Raw genomic sequence first — 13253 nt, 5'->3', positions numbered from 1 at the left:
TTCGGTAAGACACAGCGTAGACAGTCGCCGGGAAGCGCGTGTTACGAGTAGCGGCCCCGTTATTACGCCGGTTTACTTTCGGCTTTCGCGGTAACACCCAGTAACCGTTTCTGGAGGGTTTGCAATCTTGTGGCCCCGCGCAGGCGTTAAACTGCGTCGCATGGCTACTCAAATACTTGTCGTCGACGACGACGCTGAACTGCGCGACCTTCTGCGCGACTACCTGGTCCGGCAGGGCATCGAGGTATCGGTGCTGCATGACGCAGGCACACTCGAACGGCGCCTCGAACGCGAGCGCCCGGACCTGATCGTGCTCGACCTGATGATGCCGGGTGTGGACGGACTGACCGCGTTGCGCAAACTTCGTGCATCGGGTGACGACATCCCGGTGATCATGCTGACGGCGCGCGCGGACGACGTGGACCGCATCGTCGGACTGGAACTCGGTGCTGACGACTACCTCGGCAAGCCGTTCAATCCGCGCGAGTTGCTGGCGCGCGTGCAGGCGGTATTGCGCCGGCGCCGCACGATTCCGTCGGCGGCGCCCGAGCAGCGCGAACCGTTTTCATTCGGGCGGTTCCGGCTCGACTTCCAGTCGCGCACGCTCCATCAGGACGAGACGCCGCTCACGCTGTCGGGCAGCGAATTCGCATTGCTGAAGATTTTCGTCAATCACCCCATGCGCACGCTGACGCGCGAGCGCCTGCTCGAACTGCTGCACGGTCCCGAATACGACGGCACGGACCGGGGTATCGACGTGCAGGTGTGGCGTCTGCGCCGTATTCTCGAAACGGATCCGTCCACGCCGCGCTTCATCCAGACGGTGCGCGGGCGCGGTTACGTGTTCGTGCCGGACGGCGAGCAAAATGCGTCGGCCCATTGATTCGCTGTTCGGCCGGCTGGTTGTGCTGGTCATCGGCGTGTTGGTGTTGTCGCACGTCGCGTGGTTCACGGTCATCCGGCTAGAGCGCGATCAGACGCAAACCCGCTATGCGGTAGAAGAAGCCGCGTTCCTGGTCGACGCCGTGCGCCAGCACATCGCGAATTCACCGGATCAACCGCTGCCATCTAGCGTGCGCGTAGTCGAGCCCGGCAGTCCCGAGATCCCCAAACCCTTCACCGATGCCGATACCAATCGCATGCCGCCGTCGTTCGGGCGGTTTATCGAAGACTTGCGGGATCGTTTGCCGGACGGTACCGACGTTCGGGTCGGCGAGCCGGGCGGTCCGCCGCGTCTTTGGGTGCGCGGCGCGAAGGACGTCAACTGGATTGTCGTGCCGGTGCAGCCGTTGCGTCCGCCGCGCTCGCGCGACCGGATGCTGCTGTGGCTGGCAATTATTTTCTCCACGGCTGTCATGGCTGCGCTGTTTGCGGCATGGCAATTACAGACGCCGTTGCGCTCGCTGGCGCAGGCGGTCGGGCGCTTCGGCCGGGGCGAACCCACTCCGCCGGTGCCCGAGCGTGGTCCTCGGGAACTGCGGCAACTGACTCACGGTTTCAACCAGATGGTGCGCGAAGTCGAGCAGACGGAAAGCGATCGCGCGGTCATGCTCGCGGGTGTTGCGCACGATCTCAAGACGCCGCTTGCGCGCTTGCGGCTGCGTGCTGAAATGATGGATGAAGCGAAGGTGCGCGATGGCGTGGTGCGCGACGTTGATTCCATGGCGCATATTGTCGACCAGTTCCTGGTGTTCGCGCACGACGGCTCGGATCGAAGTGAGCCCGCGGAAGTCGATCAGCAGTGTGAGCGCATTGCACGCAGTTATCGTGCGGTCACGGTGGGCGCGCCGTCCGTTCAGACCCGGCTCACGGCGGGGCGCGATTTTGCCTTGCCGGCCGCGACACTTGACCGCTTGCTGTCGAATCTGCTCGACAACGCTCACGCATACGGCGCGCCGCCGGTTGTGATCGAAACATTGCGCGGGGCGAATGGCTGGATTTTGCGCGTCATGGATAACGGCAGCGGGATCGCGGCGCAGGATCTCATCAAGGCGAGCCGGCCTTTTGTGAGGCTGGACCCGGCGCGAGGCGGCAGTGGCCACAGCGGGCTCGGGCTGGCCATTGTGGAGCGGCTGGTGCGGCGTGCGGGCGGAGAATGCGACATCCGCAATCGCGAGGAAGGCGGTCTGCAGATCACCATGACCTTTTCTTTCGATGTCGTGGCGCGCTCGGCCGAGATGCTGCACGGAGACGCGCTCCATGAAATGCGCATGATGTGATCGTGCGATTGGCCTTCGAGGGGGCTCGCGCCAGCGGGCGAGGGTTCGGCCGCTGGCAGAACCCCCTTCAAGCCAACTCTCGCACGAGCGAAAACGCTAGTCGAACAAGGTATTAAGCGCAGAAGCCGCTTCACTGTCGACGGTGTTGTACGTCACCGTGGCGGCCTCGAAAATATAGTGCGTCGTGTATTTGCCGAACCGCGCCAGGATTTCCTCCTGAATTACTTCGGGCGCGACGTCGAGACGCAAATACCAGGCAGTCGAAGAGAGTCGCGTCTGGAACGCACCATATTCGGCCAGCAAGTGATCGAATGCGTCAGCGTCCTGATCGCGGCAGACAATGACCAGATTTCCCTTCATGCACCCTCCTGATAACGGCAGATATCGAACTTGAAGATCGATAATACCTGCTGTCACGCCGCTTCCCCAGTACGCCGTTCGGCCAATCTTTCGCTTATTTCCTGTTTTAACTTCGTGTCAGGCCGTTTCAGGATGTCGCGGCATAGGCGGCTTGCTGTCCGCCGGATGCACTTCGGTGCGGTCGCGTCCTCCCGATTTCGCCGCATACAACGCCAGATCCGCGCGCTTGAGCAGGTTTTCGGCGGTGTCGCCGTCGCTCAGCTCCGTTATGCCAATGCTCACGCTCAGCGTGGTCTCGTCCGGGAGATAGGCGCAATGCTCCTGGTTGAAGCGCGTGCGCAAGCGTTCGAGAACCGTGTGGGCATCGGCGAGTGCTGTTTGCGGCAGCAGCAGCCCAAACTCTTCGCCGCCCAATCTCCCGACACCGTCGCTTGCGCGCAGTTGCTCTTCGCACATCCTCACGAAATGCTCGAGCGCGCGGTCGCCGGTTGCATGGCCGAAGCGGTCGTTGACCTGCTTGAAATGATCCAGATCGGCGATCGCAACCGACATCGGCATGCCCGCCGAGCGCGCCAGATCGACTTCGCGGCGCAAGGTATCGAGGAAATAACGCCGTGACAGCGCCCCGGTCAGCGCGTCGTGGCGCGCTTCGGCGGACAACAGCGTATTGGCCGACTGCAGCTGGTCGGCGAGATGACGCGTGGCCCGGTGTAACCGCCGCTCACGGAGGTACGACACGGCAATCACGATTGCCAGCAGGCTGACACCCAGCGCCGTGATGAACACAAGCAGCCGGTCACGCCGTTGATTGCTCACGATTTCCGCCCAGTTCGGCAGCGGATGGACAATATGCGCGGCCAGCCCCGAGTTCAGGCCAGTGCGCTCGTCATAGAGAGAGGGCGCGGTGCTGTCGTCGGCGGCGAAAAATGCGCGCGAGAGCGTGGGCGGCAGCCAGGGCGCATCCATACGCACCCGTTCGCCGATGTTCGTAATCCGGAACGTGCGAAAGTCGACCCGGCGATACGCATCCATCCGCTCCGCACGCGACATCCGCAGCACCGGCGAATCGGGCATCACGCGGTTTTCGAGCTGGCTTTCGTGCGCCATCACGATCACGCCGTTGTTGTCGGTGACGAACGTTCCCGCGCGCGCCACCCAGTGGCGCAAGCGGTCGACGCTCACTTTCGCGATCACCGCGCCCACCAGGAAACCGTCGCGATATACCGGCGTCGCGATGAAAATCCCCGGATCGCCGTTCGTCCGGCCCACGCCGTAGGTTTCGTTGAACGCGCCGAGCAGCGCTTTCTGGATATAACCTCGCGCCCGCATGTCGACGCCGACAAAGCTGTTCGTGTCGATGCCATTGCTCGACGCGACGCAAAAACCGTCGCTATTGACCACCCACACGTAGTCGAGACCCGTGAAGCCACGGGCGTTGCGCAGGAAATTGCCGATTCTCATGAGCGCCGGTACGGCGAGCCACCTTGTGCGCCGCTCGGAGTCGGTTGCGGCGGTTTCGCTGGCGGAACTGTGGGATTGCGCGAGCGCCAGCTGGATCATGTCCATTTCGGCGATAGTGGCCGGGATTGCCCGCGACATGGCGAGGTCGCTGGCAATGATCTGCGCGGTGTTGTCGACGATGGACGCGGCCATTTGCTGTTCCACGTGCATCGAAGTGGCCAATTCTTGCTGTACCATTCGGTCCGACGCCAACCCGGCGGCAACCCAGCACACGCATGCGAGCAACGCGAAGGCGAGCGTCGCGATGGCGCGGTGGAAGGTTGTCTTGTTCATCGATCCTCTGGCCTGTCTGACTGTGGCGCGACTCCGCGCCACGAGCATGTTATGAATGTTTTACCGGCATATGAGCATCTTACCGGGCGCAATCGCGCGCACTGCGATAGTTGGTCCACGCGCCGTTTGCTTGGGCGACGGAACTGGCGTCAGCCGCACACCATGCTTTGTCTGCCCCGTCGCGACCGGCCCCAGTCCCGATGGCACAGGTTTGCGCGGCTTCACCCAACGCGGCTCATGCCCGTACGCCCCGATTGGACGACGTTTTCTTTTGGCCATCAAGTTCTTATCGGCGCGAGCGTGCTTTTCTGAACGGTGTGTCCACGCCGGCAGGGGGTTAGCCGTTTAGTCGCTGGCGCAGGTGAAGGGTGAGGTGAAGGGTGGCCCGATCGTACATACACGACATAAACCCGCCCGCCGAGGTTGTGCGTGAAACGAAGGTTGGTGTAGTGTCGTGCGATTCTGAAATAGTCAACTTGTGTGTCGCCGGGGGCGTGGCGGCGCCGGACGCGCGCTGGATCGTGCAGAACTCCGCTGCGCGCGCCGGCGGATAAGGGGGAGCGGGAGTTACCCCGCTTACAAACAAAAACACGGACGCTGGACGTAGCCTCACGCGACGGTGCCGGCTGCAACGAGCCTAAACGGGAAGGGCGTGTAATGGATTTTGGCTTTAACCTGACTCGCACGGCGAACGCTTCGGCGTGGCGTCTCCTGCCTAATCGATGGGACTTCGTCGCGTTCCCGCTGATTATCTGCGTGCTCGCGCTGACCGCAGTCGGTTTTCACGAGACGCTCGCACCCATCTCGACGCTGCAAACCCAGGCCATCTCGCTCGATCCGGCGAACCTGCCCGAATACGCGCTGCGCACCACGCTGCGCATGCTGGCCGCCATGGTGGCGTCGCTGCTTTTCACGCTGATCTACGGCACGCTCGCGGCCAAGAGCCGGCGGGCGTCCATGGTGCTCGTGCCGATCCTGGACATCCTCCAGTCGGTGCCGGTGCTCGGCTATATCTCGTTCACGGTCACGTTCTTCCTGGCGTTGTTCCCGGGCCGCGTATTCGGCGCGGAACTGGCGGCGATCTTCGCCATTTTCACGAGCCAGGCGTGGAACATGACTTTCAGCTTCTATCAGTCGCTGCGCACCGTGCCGCGCGACCTGGACGAAGTCTCACGCGGTTTCCACCTGACCAACTGGCAGCGCTTCTGGAAGCTCGAAGTGCCGTTTTCGATGCCCGGCCTCATCTGGAACATGATGATGTCGATGTCGGGCGGCTGGTTCTTCGTGGTCGCTTCAGAAGCCATCGTGGTCGGCAATCGCACCATCGTGCTGCCGGGTGTCGGCGCGTATCTGGCGACGGCTATCGGCGAGCGCAATCTTGGCGCGATCGGCTGGGTGATCCTGGCGATGACCGTCGTGATCCTGGCTTACGATCAGCTCATGTTTCGCCCGCTGGTTGCCTGGGCCGACAAATTCCGCATGGAAAACACCAGTTCGGGCAACGTGCCGGAGTCGTGGCTGCTCGACCTGATTCGCCGCACGCGCCTGATTCACCAGTTGCTTGTGCCAGCGGGCTGGATGATCGGCAAGCTGGCCCGGGTGCCGCTGACGCTGCCGTCGCTGCAAGGCCGCCTGCCGAAGTTCCAGATAGGCGGCGCGTTGGCTTCGGCGCGCAGCAAGTCCCGTAATCCGTCCCGTACCGGCGATATTGTGTGGGCCACCATCGTGCTGGCGCTCACTGTGTTCGTCGTGTGGAAGGTGACAGTCTTCGTGAGCACCGGTGTGACCTGGAGCGAAGTCGGACATGTTGTCTGGCTGGGACTGATCACGCTGTTTCGGGTGGCGGTGCTGATTGCGGTCGCTTCGGTGATCTGGGTGCCCATCGGCGTGCTGATCGGCTTGCGCCCCGCATTGGCCAGCAAGATCCAGCCGCTCGCGCAATTCCTGGCCGCGTTCCCGGCGAACCTGCTGTTCCCGGTGTTTGTCGTGGTGATCGTGAAGTTCAATCTGAACCCGGATATCTGGCTCTCGCCGCTGATCGTGCTTGGCACGCAGTGGTATATCCTTTTCAACGTGATCGCCGGGGCCACGTCGTATCCGAACGATTACCGCGAAGCGGCCACCAATTTCCAGATCAAGGGCTGGCAGTGGTGGCGCCAGGCCATCTTGCCGGGCATCTTCCCGTACTACGTGACCGGTGCGATCACGGCGTCGGGCGGCGCGTGGAACGCGAGTATCGTGGCTGAGGCGGTGTCGTGGGGCAATACGAAAATCGTGGCGCACGGGCTTGGCGCGTATATCGCGGAAAGCACAGCCAACGGTGATTACCCGAAAATCATCCTCGGGATCGCGGTAATGTCACTGTTCGTCACGCTCTTTAACCGGCTCCTGTGGCGACCGTTGTTCGCCTACGCCGAAGCGCGCCTGAGGCTGGACTGAGCGTGATGCGGGATCTGTTACATACCGGCTGAACGCCTGCCGCCAGCGGCCACATCGTTAAATTCTTGTAATCAGCAACGCGCGAGCGCCTATGTCAACGCAGACGAATACGACCACCCAAACGCCGCCGATGCCGCCGCGCCTCGGCCAGGAAATCCTGCGCGTCGAAGACGTCAGTCGCGGTTTTAACAAGACACAGGGCGAGCTGCTCGTGCTCGAAGACGTGAACCTGACGCTTAACGAAGGCGAGATCGTCGGGCTGCTCGGCCGTTCGGGTTCCGGCAAATCAACGCTGCTGCGGATCATCGCCGGCCTGATCGAGCCGACCGGCGGCCAGGTCACCTATCTGAACGAGCCGCTGAGCGGCCCGGCCAAAGGCGTCGCGATGGTGTTCCAGACCTTCGCGCTGTTCCCCTGGCTGACCGTGCTGCAGAACGTGGAAGCGGGGCTGGAAGCGCAGGGTGTGCCGGCGAAGGTGCGGCGCGAGCGTGCGTTGGCAGCAATCGACCTGATCGGTCTCGACGGGTTCGAGAACGCGTATCCGCGCGAGTTGTCGGGCGGGATGCGCCAGCGCGTGGGTTTTGCGCGCGCGCTGGTGGTCGACCCCACGCTGCTGCTGATGGACGAGCCGTTTTCCGCGCTCGACGTGCTGACCGCTGAAAACTTGCGTACTGACCTGCTTGATCTCTGGACGCAGGGCAAGATGCCGATCAAGTCGGTGCTGATCGTGACGCACAACATTGAAGAAGCGGTGTTCATGTGCGACCGGATTTTGGTGCTCGCATCGAATCCGGGGCGCGTGATGGCCGAGATCCGCGTGCCGTTCAAGCATCCGCGCAATCGTCTCGATCCGGCGTTTCGCCGTCTGGTCGATGACATCTACGCCAAGATGACCGCGCGTCAACTTGACGAAGGGAAGAAGAAGGGCCTGGAGCTGAGCAGCTGGCTGCCGCAGGTGTCGACCAACCTGATGGCCGGTCTGATCGAGACGCTTGCCGCCGATCCGTACCACGGCCGCGCCGACATGCCGGAGATCGCGCGTTCGCTGCATCTGGAAGTGGACGATCTGTTTCCGGTGGCCGAAGTGCTGCAGCATCTCGGTTTCGCCGATGTGCGCGAGGGCGACATTTTCCTGACCCCGCCGGCGCGCGTGTTCGCCGAATTCGGGACGCAGGAACGCAAGATGATGTTCGCGGAGCATCTGTTGCGGCACGTGCCGCTGGCAGCGCGGATCAAGAAGGTGTTGAACGAGCGGCCGGGGCATCGTGCGCCGCGCGTGCGCTTCGAGCAGGAACTGGAAGATTTCCTCTCCGATAAAGCCGCCGAGGAGACGCTCGACGCGGTGATCAACTGGGGCCGTTACGGCGAGATTTTCTCGTACAACGACCAGACCGAGATTTTCAGTCTGGAAGACGTCGAGTCCTGATGCGCGGAGATTGAAGGGCGCTGGCTGGCGCAAAAAAACGCGGCTGATCCGGAAACGGACGCCGCGTTTTTTGCATTTTGCGCGTTGTGTTTGGGCACTAGCGGAACGGGGTCGGCGGCGATGCTGGATTTGTCCGCGGCGGGCGGCGGCGTGCTGACCAACAACGGCACGCTTGCCACTTCCGGCGATGACTCCCACGGTATGGCCGCCCAAACATCCAGGGACGCGCTCGTCAACAACGGCGCGATTACGACCGCAGGCGCGCGTGCGTACGGTTTGTTCGCGGACCGTGGATCGGCAGCCGGCAGCACGACGCTGACAAATCACGGGTCCATCGATGTATTCGGATCGAACGCGCACGGCGTCGTGTCCCTTGATGCTTCGCCAGGGCTTGTCACGAACACCAACTCCCTCGCAGCCCGCCTCGGCTTGCGCCTGACGAGCCGGATGGAAGGACTGCGCGATCTGGCAGCCGTATGCACGCGTGAATCTCTGGCGTTATTTCAATGCCACGAACCACGTGACGTTTGGCGGCACGACGGTGACTCCAGCGCCGTCATCGGCGGCGATCGCCGACGTCACGGCCGGGGTGGACGTGAACGTGACGGCGCGCGGCAGCGTATTCGTGAACGTGCATTACGCGATGAACGTGACCGGCGCGCGTCGCACGACGATAGGCGGGGACGCAGGTGTGCACTGGCGCTGGTGAAGCGCACTCGAAGCGTCGACCCCGCCGGTTGCTACTGTAGATTCCCCCAGCGCTCCACCGCCGGTTCCGCCGATGCCCATTTCCAGCCGCCACTGTCATTGCCCTTGCATGCCTGGGCGAGGAACCAGTCCTGATGTGCATCGGGTTTGTCACCGTCGGCGACGGAGAACGCAAACTCCCGGCATGTGGCCAGTGCGCTGCTGAACTCGCGCAGCACGCGCACGTCGCCGTGGCCGTTCTCCACTGGCAGCCCGTGCTTCACGCGCCACGGTTTCGTATCGCCGATGGGCAGGTCGCCCACGGTGGTTGCTATCGCGATCTGCTGGTCGGTGTGCAGGCGTTTCATGAGGCGCTGGATGGCTTCGTCGGTGGCGGCCTGGACCGCGATACCCACGCCGAAGCCAATCGCAGGATTGCTGGTGACCACGCCCGTTGAAACGCCCGCTGCCGCGCCGGCCGCGGCGCCGATCGACCCGCAGCCGCTCATGAAGACGCAGCTCGCGGCGACGCCGGCCGCGAGTATCAAGCTGAGGCCGGGCCTCATTGCAGCGCGCCCCAGCGCGGCGTAGCAGGTTCCGCTGACGCCCACTTCCAGGTCTGGCCGTCGCGGCAGATGGAGGCTACGTAGAAGCCGCTGTCGGCGGGATGATCCTTGGTGGCGTCGGTATCGACGGAGAAGACGATTTCCTTGCAGTCGAGCGTGCCGGTGCTGATGGTCCGGCTGACCGTCACGCGGCCTTTCTCATCTGGTTCGATAGGCACCGAATGCACCGCGGCCCACGTTGCCACTGCCCCAACGGCAAGCGGCCCGGCTGCGCCAGCGATCCTGTCCTGTGTATAGGTGTGCATGACGCGCTCGCTATATTGCACGCCTGCTTTGGCCGCGGCGACGGCGCCCAGGCCGATGCCGGTTGCCACTGCGGCATTCCTGGTGACGCTGCCCGCGATAGCCGCGCCGGCAATCCCGGCACCTGCCACGGCGCCTTCGCCATATAGGGAGTTACAACCTGAAAGGGTGGAGCATGCGAGCGCTCCGATCATGAGCGTTACCAGTGCGACGGCGTTGGGGGGACGCCGGTGAATCGTTTTCTGCATGTGCTGTACCTTCCTCGCCTTTCCTTATTCTTTCGATGACGGCAGCCGGCTTGCTTGTGCGCACTGAAGGAACACTAAGCAATCGGAGCGCCCGCGCATTTTGAATGACGCAGCGAAATGAAGGGCAAAGAAATTTGCAAGAAATTGCAAATACGGGGAACGTAATACGGGAAATGAAAAACTACCGTCACAAATGGGGTCGTTCGCACTTGGGGTTTGGTTTGGGGTTCTTGCGGGGGTTCTTGCGGGAGTTCTTGCGCTCTTGGGACTGGAGCAATGCCGGGTTGGTGCTTTCGGCCTTTATAGAAGTTTTTGGCACCTGATAGCACGGTGCTTGCCAGACATCACCGATGTTTGAACCCCGACCTCTCCGAACACGGATACCTACACGCTTCGCCATCAGTGACTGAACCTGCCCAAGGAACACCCCGCGCTATCCGCAAACAACCACTGCAAAAATATCCTCGCAGATCTCGTAGTCAACCCACCACGAAACGAGGCAACGAATACACGTGAGGCCGTACTGGTTCGTGGGTCATCGTGCTTGCCCGAGAGTGTTAGGGGCGAAACGTGTTCGTGTCAGGATTCGCGAGAAGGAGGGGTTCACACATCCTGCAGTCTGGCGAGCACCGTGCTATCAGGTGCCAAAAACTATGGCCTGCACGCTAGGGACACTAACTCGACGATGGTTGGAAACGCGTTTCTTTGCGCGTTTGCAAAATGACGTGCTGCCACGCACAGTGGCTAATAGTGATAAAGAGAAAATCCAACTCAAGCAGACCGCTCGCACTGAAAGCAGCAACCCGGCACCCATCCCGCCGCGCGAGCGCCAGCAGACCCCATCCAACCCCGAGTGCGAACGAAAACAACAGCTACCCCTCAGCACCCGTCGACGTCGATGAATCCGCCTCGCCGCCTTCGTTCTCGTAAATACCGAGACGGTTGTACAGAGTCTTGAGGCTCACGCCGAGCGCCTTGGCGGCGCGTCGCTTATCTCCTCCACAATGCTTGAGCGTGCCGAGGATGATCTGCTTCTGTGCATCGGCGAGCGGCGTGCCGACCCACACGTTCATCGCATCGCCTTGCGTGACCGGCTTTTTAACCCGCGACGTCAGATGCGGATGCGCGATTTCCACCGTCTTCTCGGCAAGAATAAACGCGCGATACACCGTGTTCTTCAACTCACGCACATTGCCCGGCCATGAGTACGTACGCAGCATGTCCAACGCGCGTTTGCTAAAGGACTTGTTCGTGCCTTCCTGCGCGTTCATCTCGGCGAGAAAGTGCTGCGCAAGAAATTCGCGGTCGGTATCGCGTTCACGCAAAGGCGGCGCGCGCAACGGAAATACGGCAAGCCGATACATCAGGTCTTCCCGCAAGCCGTTCTCTTTCACCGCCACGATAGGGTCGCGATTGGTCGCCGCAATCACGCGGACATCCGAGTGAATCAGGTCATTGCCGCCCACACGAAAGAACGTTCCCGTTTCAAGCGCACGCAGCAACTTGACCTGGCGTACCGGCGACATCTCTGTCACTTCATCGAGGAACAGCGTGCCGCCATTCGCATGCTCGAAGTAACCCAGGCGTCCCTGCACGGCACCCGTGAAGCTGCCCTTCTCATGGCCGAAGAGTTCGGGTTCAATCAGGTTGTCAGGGATCGCGCCGCAATTCACGGCGACGAACGGCGCTTCGCGGCGCACGCTCTGGTCGTGGATCGTACGCGCAATCAACTCCTTGCCCGTCCCTGATTCACCGATGATCAACGCGGTGGCATCGGTGGCGGCGACACGTTCGATCTGCGAGTAAAGCTCCATCATCACGGGCGACGATCCGTACAAAAGCCCGTACGACTTCAGCCCGGCGATTTCACCCGCACTGCGTTTTTTCTGCGATGGCGCGTCGCCGGAAGCAACGGCCGGCAAGTCCAGATCGGTTGACGCCATGAGTCTTTTGTCCTGCAAATGTTGTTCGGGCGACAAGTCGGCCGCTGGGGGAAGACACGGCGGCGCCGCAAGGTCGAGCGGGTCGTCGCCGCGTCGGGTGGCAAACTGGATTCTCACTGCCGCTCGAGTGGGCGAAGCATCGTTCGACGGGCACCGGTCCAGTTGTTGCAATGGCCGGTACGTGCATGCGGCTTATCTCATAAACCGTATTTAACCATTCGTAACGACTCAGCGGCAATGTGCTTTGTGTGGGCTTTGAGCTTTGTCACGCAATCGGACACCGAATAAGCATACGAATGAGCGCGCGCCGGAAAGCTTCACCGATACCGCCTGAAATTTACCTACGACGGGCGTAATAGTTACGCGTTCGATGCTACTCGACCTATGCAATCGTTAATGAATAGAGCCCGACCGACCTTGTTTGACCGGGATGGCACGAAATCTGCGCAGAGGGTGGCATCTGCAATAGAACGGCCGATAACCGGCAAGAAGCCATGGAAGATTCCCTTCATTTCGACATTCCCGTGCAACAGCGCATGCGCCCCGTCCGCCGGGTACGCGCGCCGCAGCGCGCAGCCGAGCGTCCGGAACTCCTCTCGGCTGAACCGATCAACGTTTATCACTGGGCCGCGGTTGCGCTGGTTACCGCGCTGATGTGCGTGGTGATGGCGTGCGCTGCCGGTACGCCGACGCTCGCGCACGCGGCGGGTTTTACGAGTGCGGTGTTTGGAGCGCTGGGTGGCGCGCTGGTGCTCGGCGGCATGCTGCGCGCCATGCGACTGCAGCGCTCGGCGCAGTCGGTGCATTCGTCAGACATTAAGGGCACTTAAGGGCACTCAACTTAAGAGCACTCAACGATAGTCAATGGCAAGGGGTTTCATAACATGAGCATGAGTCAAACCACTGTCCAGATGTCACTGGGCAGGCAGAAGATCATCGAAGACATCAAGGTCTTGCTGAACGATTCGGAAGAGCTCGTGAGGCTGAGCGCGTCGCTGCCTGCTGAAGGTGTCGACGCGTTGCGTACGCGCTTGCGAGAGCACGTCGATGCAGCGCGCAACGCGCTCGAAGCAGCGCAATCCACCGCGCAGGAGCGATATCGCGCGAGTCTGGACGGTACCGTGCAATACACGCGCGACAACCCGTGGCAGGCGCTGGGCATTGCGGCGGGCATCGGCTTCTTGGCGGGCATTCTGGTTTCGCGATAACCGCGACCGATAACCGCGACGATTGCGACAAACGCGATCACCGCGACCGATCATCGCAAC

At 62.0% G+C, this 13253-nt stretch carries 12 protein-coding genes; 7 read left to right on the top strand and 5 right to left on the bottom strand.

Going from position 1 to position 13253, the window contains the following annotated elements:
* Nucleotides 1-160 precede the first annotated feature (160 nt).
* Together M0D69_RS00970 and M0D69_RS00965 are read left to right on the top strand one after the other, a co-directional pair.
* Nucleotides 161-883, top strand: coding sequence for a response regulator (locus M0D69_RS00970; RefSeq protein ID WP_047896230.1), 723 nt, complete (start codon nucleotides 161-163; stop codon nucleotides 881-883).
* On the top strand, nucleotides 867-2219 hold the full coding sequence (locus M0D69_RS00965) for an ATP-binding protein (RefSeq protein ID WP_301780220.1): 1353 nt from the start codon (nucleotides 867-869) through the stop codon (nucleotides 2217-2219). Before M0D69_RS00970 ends, M0D69_RS00965 begins: the two co-directional genes overlap by 17 nt.
* Nucleotides 2220-2315: 96 nt before the next feature.
* Here the strand turns inward: M0D69_RS00965 and M0D69_RS00960 are convergent, their stop codons facing one another.
* Together M0D69_RS00960 and M0D69_RS00955 are read right to left on the bottom strand one after the other, a co-directional pair.
* On the bottom strand, nucleotides 2316-2579 hold the full coding sequence (locus M0D69_RS00960; protein ID WP_031362550.1) for a hypothetical protein: 264 nt from the start codon (nucleotides 2577-2579) through the stop codon (nucleotides 2316-2318).
* Nucleotides 2580-2696: 117 nt separating this feature from the next.
* Nucleotides 2697-4373, bottom strand: a complete 1677-nt coding sequence (locus M0D69_RS00955; protein WP_301780219.1) for a sensor domain-containing diguanylate cyclase — start codon at nucleotides 4371-4373, stop codon at nucleotides 2697-2699.
* A 657-nt stretch (nucleotides 4374-5030) separates the two neighbouring features.
* Between M0D69_RS00955 and M0D69_RS00950 the strand changes: the two genes are divergently transcribed.
* The 3 genes from M0D69_RS00950 to M0D69_RS00940 all read left to right on the top strand — a co-directional run bounded on the left by M0D69_RS00950 (nucleotide 5031) and on the right by M0D69_RS00940 (nucleotide 8947).
* Complete coding sequence (locus tag M0D69_RS00950; protein ID WP_301780218.1) at nucleotides 5031-6812, top strand: ABC transporter permease subunit; 1782 nt, start codon at nucleotides 5031-5033, stop codon at nucleotides 6810-6812.
* 91 nt (nucleotides 6813-6903) lie between these two features.
* Entirely contained in the window at nucleotides 6904-8238 is a 1335-nt protein-coding gene (locus M0D69_RS00945) for an AAA-associated domain-containing protein (RefSeq protein WP_301780217.1), read from the top strand.
* A gap of 463 nt (nucleotides 8239-8701) precedes the next feature.
* Nucleotides 8702-8947, top strand: coding sequence for an autotransporter outer membrane beta-barrel domain-containing protein (locus M0D69_RS00940; RefSeq protein ID WP_301780348.1), 246 nt, complete (start codon nucleotides 8702-8704; stop codon nucleotides 8945-8947).
* Between the two features lie 31 nt (nucleotides 8948-8978).
* Here M0D69_RS00940 and M0D69_RS00935 read toward each other — a convergent pair whose 3' ends face one another.
* From M0D69_RS00935 to M0D69_RS00925, 3 genes are all read right to left on the bottom strand, one after another.
* Complete coding sequence (locus tag M0D69_RS00935; protein ID WP_301780216.1) at nucleotides 8979-9491, bottom strand: hypothetical protein; 513 nt, start codon at nucleotides 9489-9491, stop codon at nucleotides 8979-8981.
* Nucleotides 9488-10042 carry a hypothetical protein gene (locus M0D69_RS00930; protein WP_301780215.1) on the bottom strand — a complete coding sequence of 185 codons (555 nt, stop codon included), beginning with the start codon at nucleotides 10040-10042 and terminating at the stop codon, nucleotides 9488-9490. Before M0D69_RS00930 ends, M0D69_RS00935 begins: the two co-directional genes overlap by 4 nt.
* Nucleotides 10043-10914: 872 nt before the next feature.
* Nucleotides 10915-11985 carry a sigma-54-dependent Fis family transcriptional regulator gene (locus M0D69_RS00925; RefSeq protein WP_301780214.1) on the bottom strand — a complete coding sequence of 357 codons (1071 nt, stop codon included), beginning with the start codon at nucleotides 11983-11985 and terminating at the stop codon, nucleotides 10915-10917.
* A 494-nt stretch (nucleotides 11986-12479) separates the two neighbouring features.
* Here M0D69_RS00925 and M0D69_RS00920 point away from each other — a divergent pair, with 494 nt between their 5' ends.
* Nucleotides 12480-12815 (top strand): hypothetical protein, encoded by a 336-nt coding sequence (locus M0D69_RS00920; protein WP_301780213.1) that lies wholly within the window; start codon nucleotides 12480-12482, stop codon nucleotides 12813-12815.
* 60 nt (nucleotides 12816-12875) lie between these two features.
* Nucleotides 12876-13193, top strand: a complete 318-nt coding sequence (locus M0D69_RS00915; RefSeq protein WP_277049478.1) for a YqjD family protein — start codon at nucleotides 12876-12878, stop codon at nucleotides 13191-13193.
* The last annotated feature ends 60 nt before the right edge of the window (nucleotides 13194-13253 follow it).

The organism is Caballeronia sp. SEWSISQ10-4 2 (genome assembly GCF_030464885.1).
Lineage (GTDB): Bacteria > Pseudomonadota > Gammaproteobacteria > Burkholderiales > Burkholderiaceae > Caballeronia.
Note: the sequence above shows the minus strand (reverse complement) of the source record. Positions and strands in the feature narration are given on the sequence as shown.

What these genes read in the sequence shown, in the direction of transcription:
- M0D69_RS00935 (WP_301780216.1), bottom strand. Translation starts at nt 9,491, where the DNA reads ATGAGGCCCGGCCTCAGCTTGATACTCGCGGCCGGCGTCGCCGCGAGC.
- M0D69_RS00970 (WP_047896230.1), top strand. Translation starts at nt 161, where the DNA reads ATGGCTACTCAAATACTTGTCGTCGACGACGACGCTGAACTGCGCGAC.
- M0D69_RS00920 (WP_301780213.1), top strand. Translation starts at nt 12,480, where the DNA reads ATGGAAGATTCCCTTCATTTCGACATTCCCGTGCAACAGCGCATGCGC.
- M0D69_RS00955 (WP_301780219.1), bottom strand. Translation starts at nt 4,373, where the DNA reads ATGAACAAGACAACCTTCCACCGCGCCATCGCGACGCTCGCCTTCGCG.
- M0D69_RS00945 (WP_301780217.1), top strand. Translation starts at nt 6,904, where the DNA reads ATGTCAACGCAGACGAATACGACCACCCAAACGCCGCCGATGCCGCCG.
- M0D69_RS00915 (WP_277049478.1), top strand. Translation starts at nt 12,876, where the DNA reads ATGAGTCAAACCACTGTCCAGATGTCACTGGGCAGGCAGAAGATCATC.
- M0D69_RS00965 (WP_301780220.1), top strand. Translation starts at nt 867, where the DNA reads ATGCGTCGGCCCATTGATTCGCTGTTCGGCCGGCTGGTTGTGCTGGTC.
- M0D69_RS00930 (WP_301780215.1), bottom strand. Translation starts at nt 10,042, where the DNA reads ATGCAGAAAACGATTCACCGGCGTCCCCCCAACGCCGTCGCACTGGTA.
- M0D69_RS00925 (WP_301780214.1), bottom strand. Translation starts at nt 11,985, where the DNA reads ATGGCGTCAACCGATCTGGACTTGCCGGCCGTTGCTTCCGGCGACGCG.
- M0D69_RS00960 (WP_031362550.1), bottom strand. Translation starts at nt 2,579, where the DNA reads ATGAAGGGAAATCTGGTCATTGTCTGCCGCGATCAGGACGCTGACGCA.
- M0D69_RS00950 (WP_301780218.1), top strand. Translation starts at nt 5,031, where the DNA reads ATGGATTTTGGCTTTAACCTGACTCGCACGGCGAACGCTTCGGCGTGG.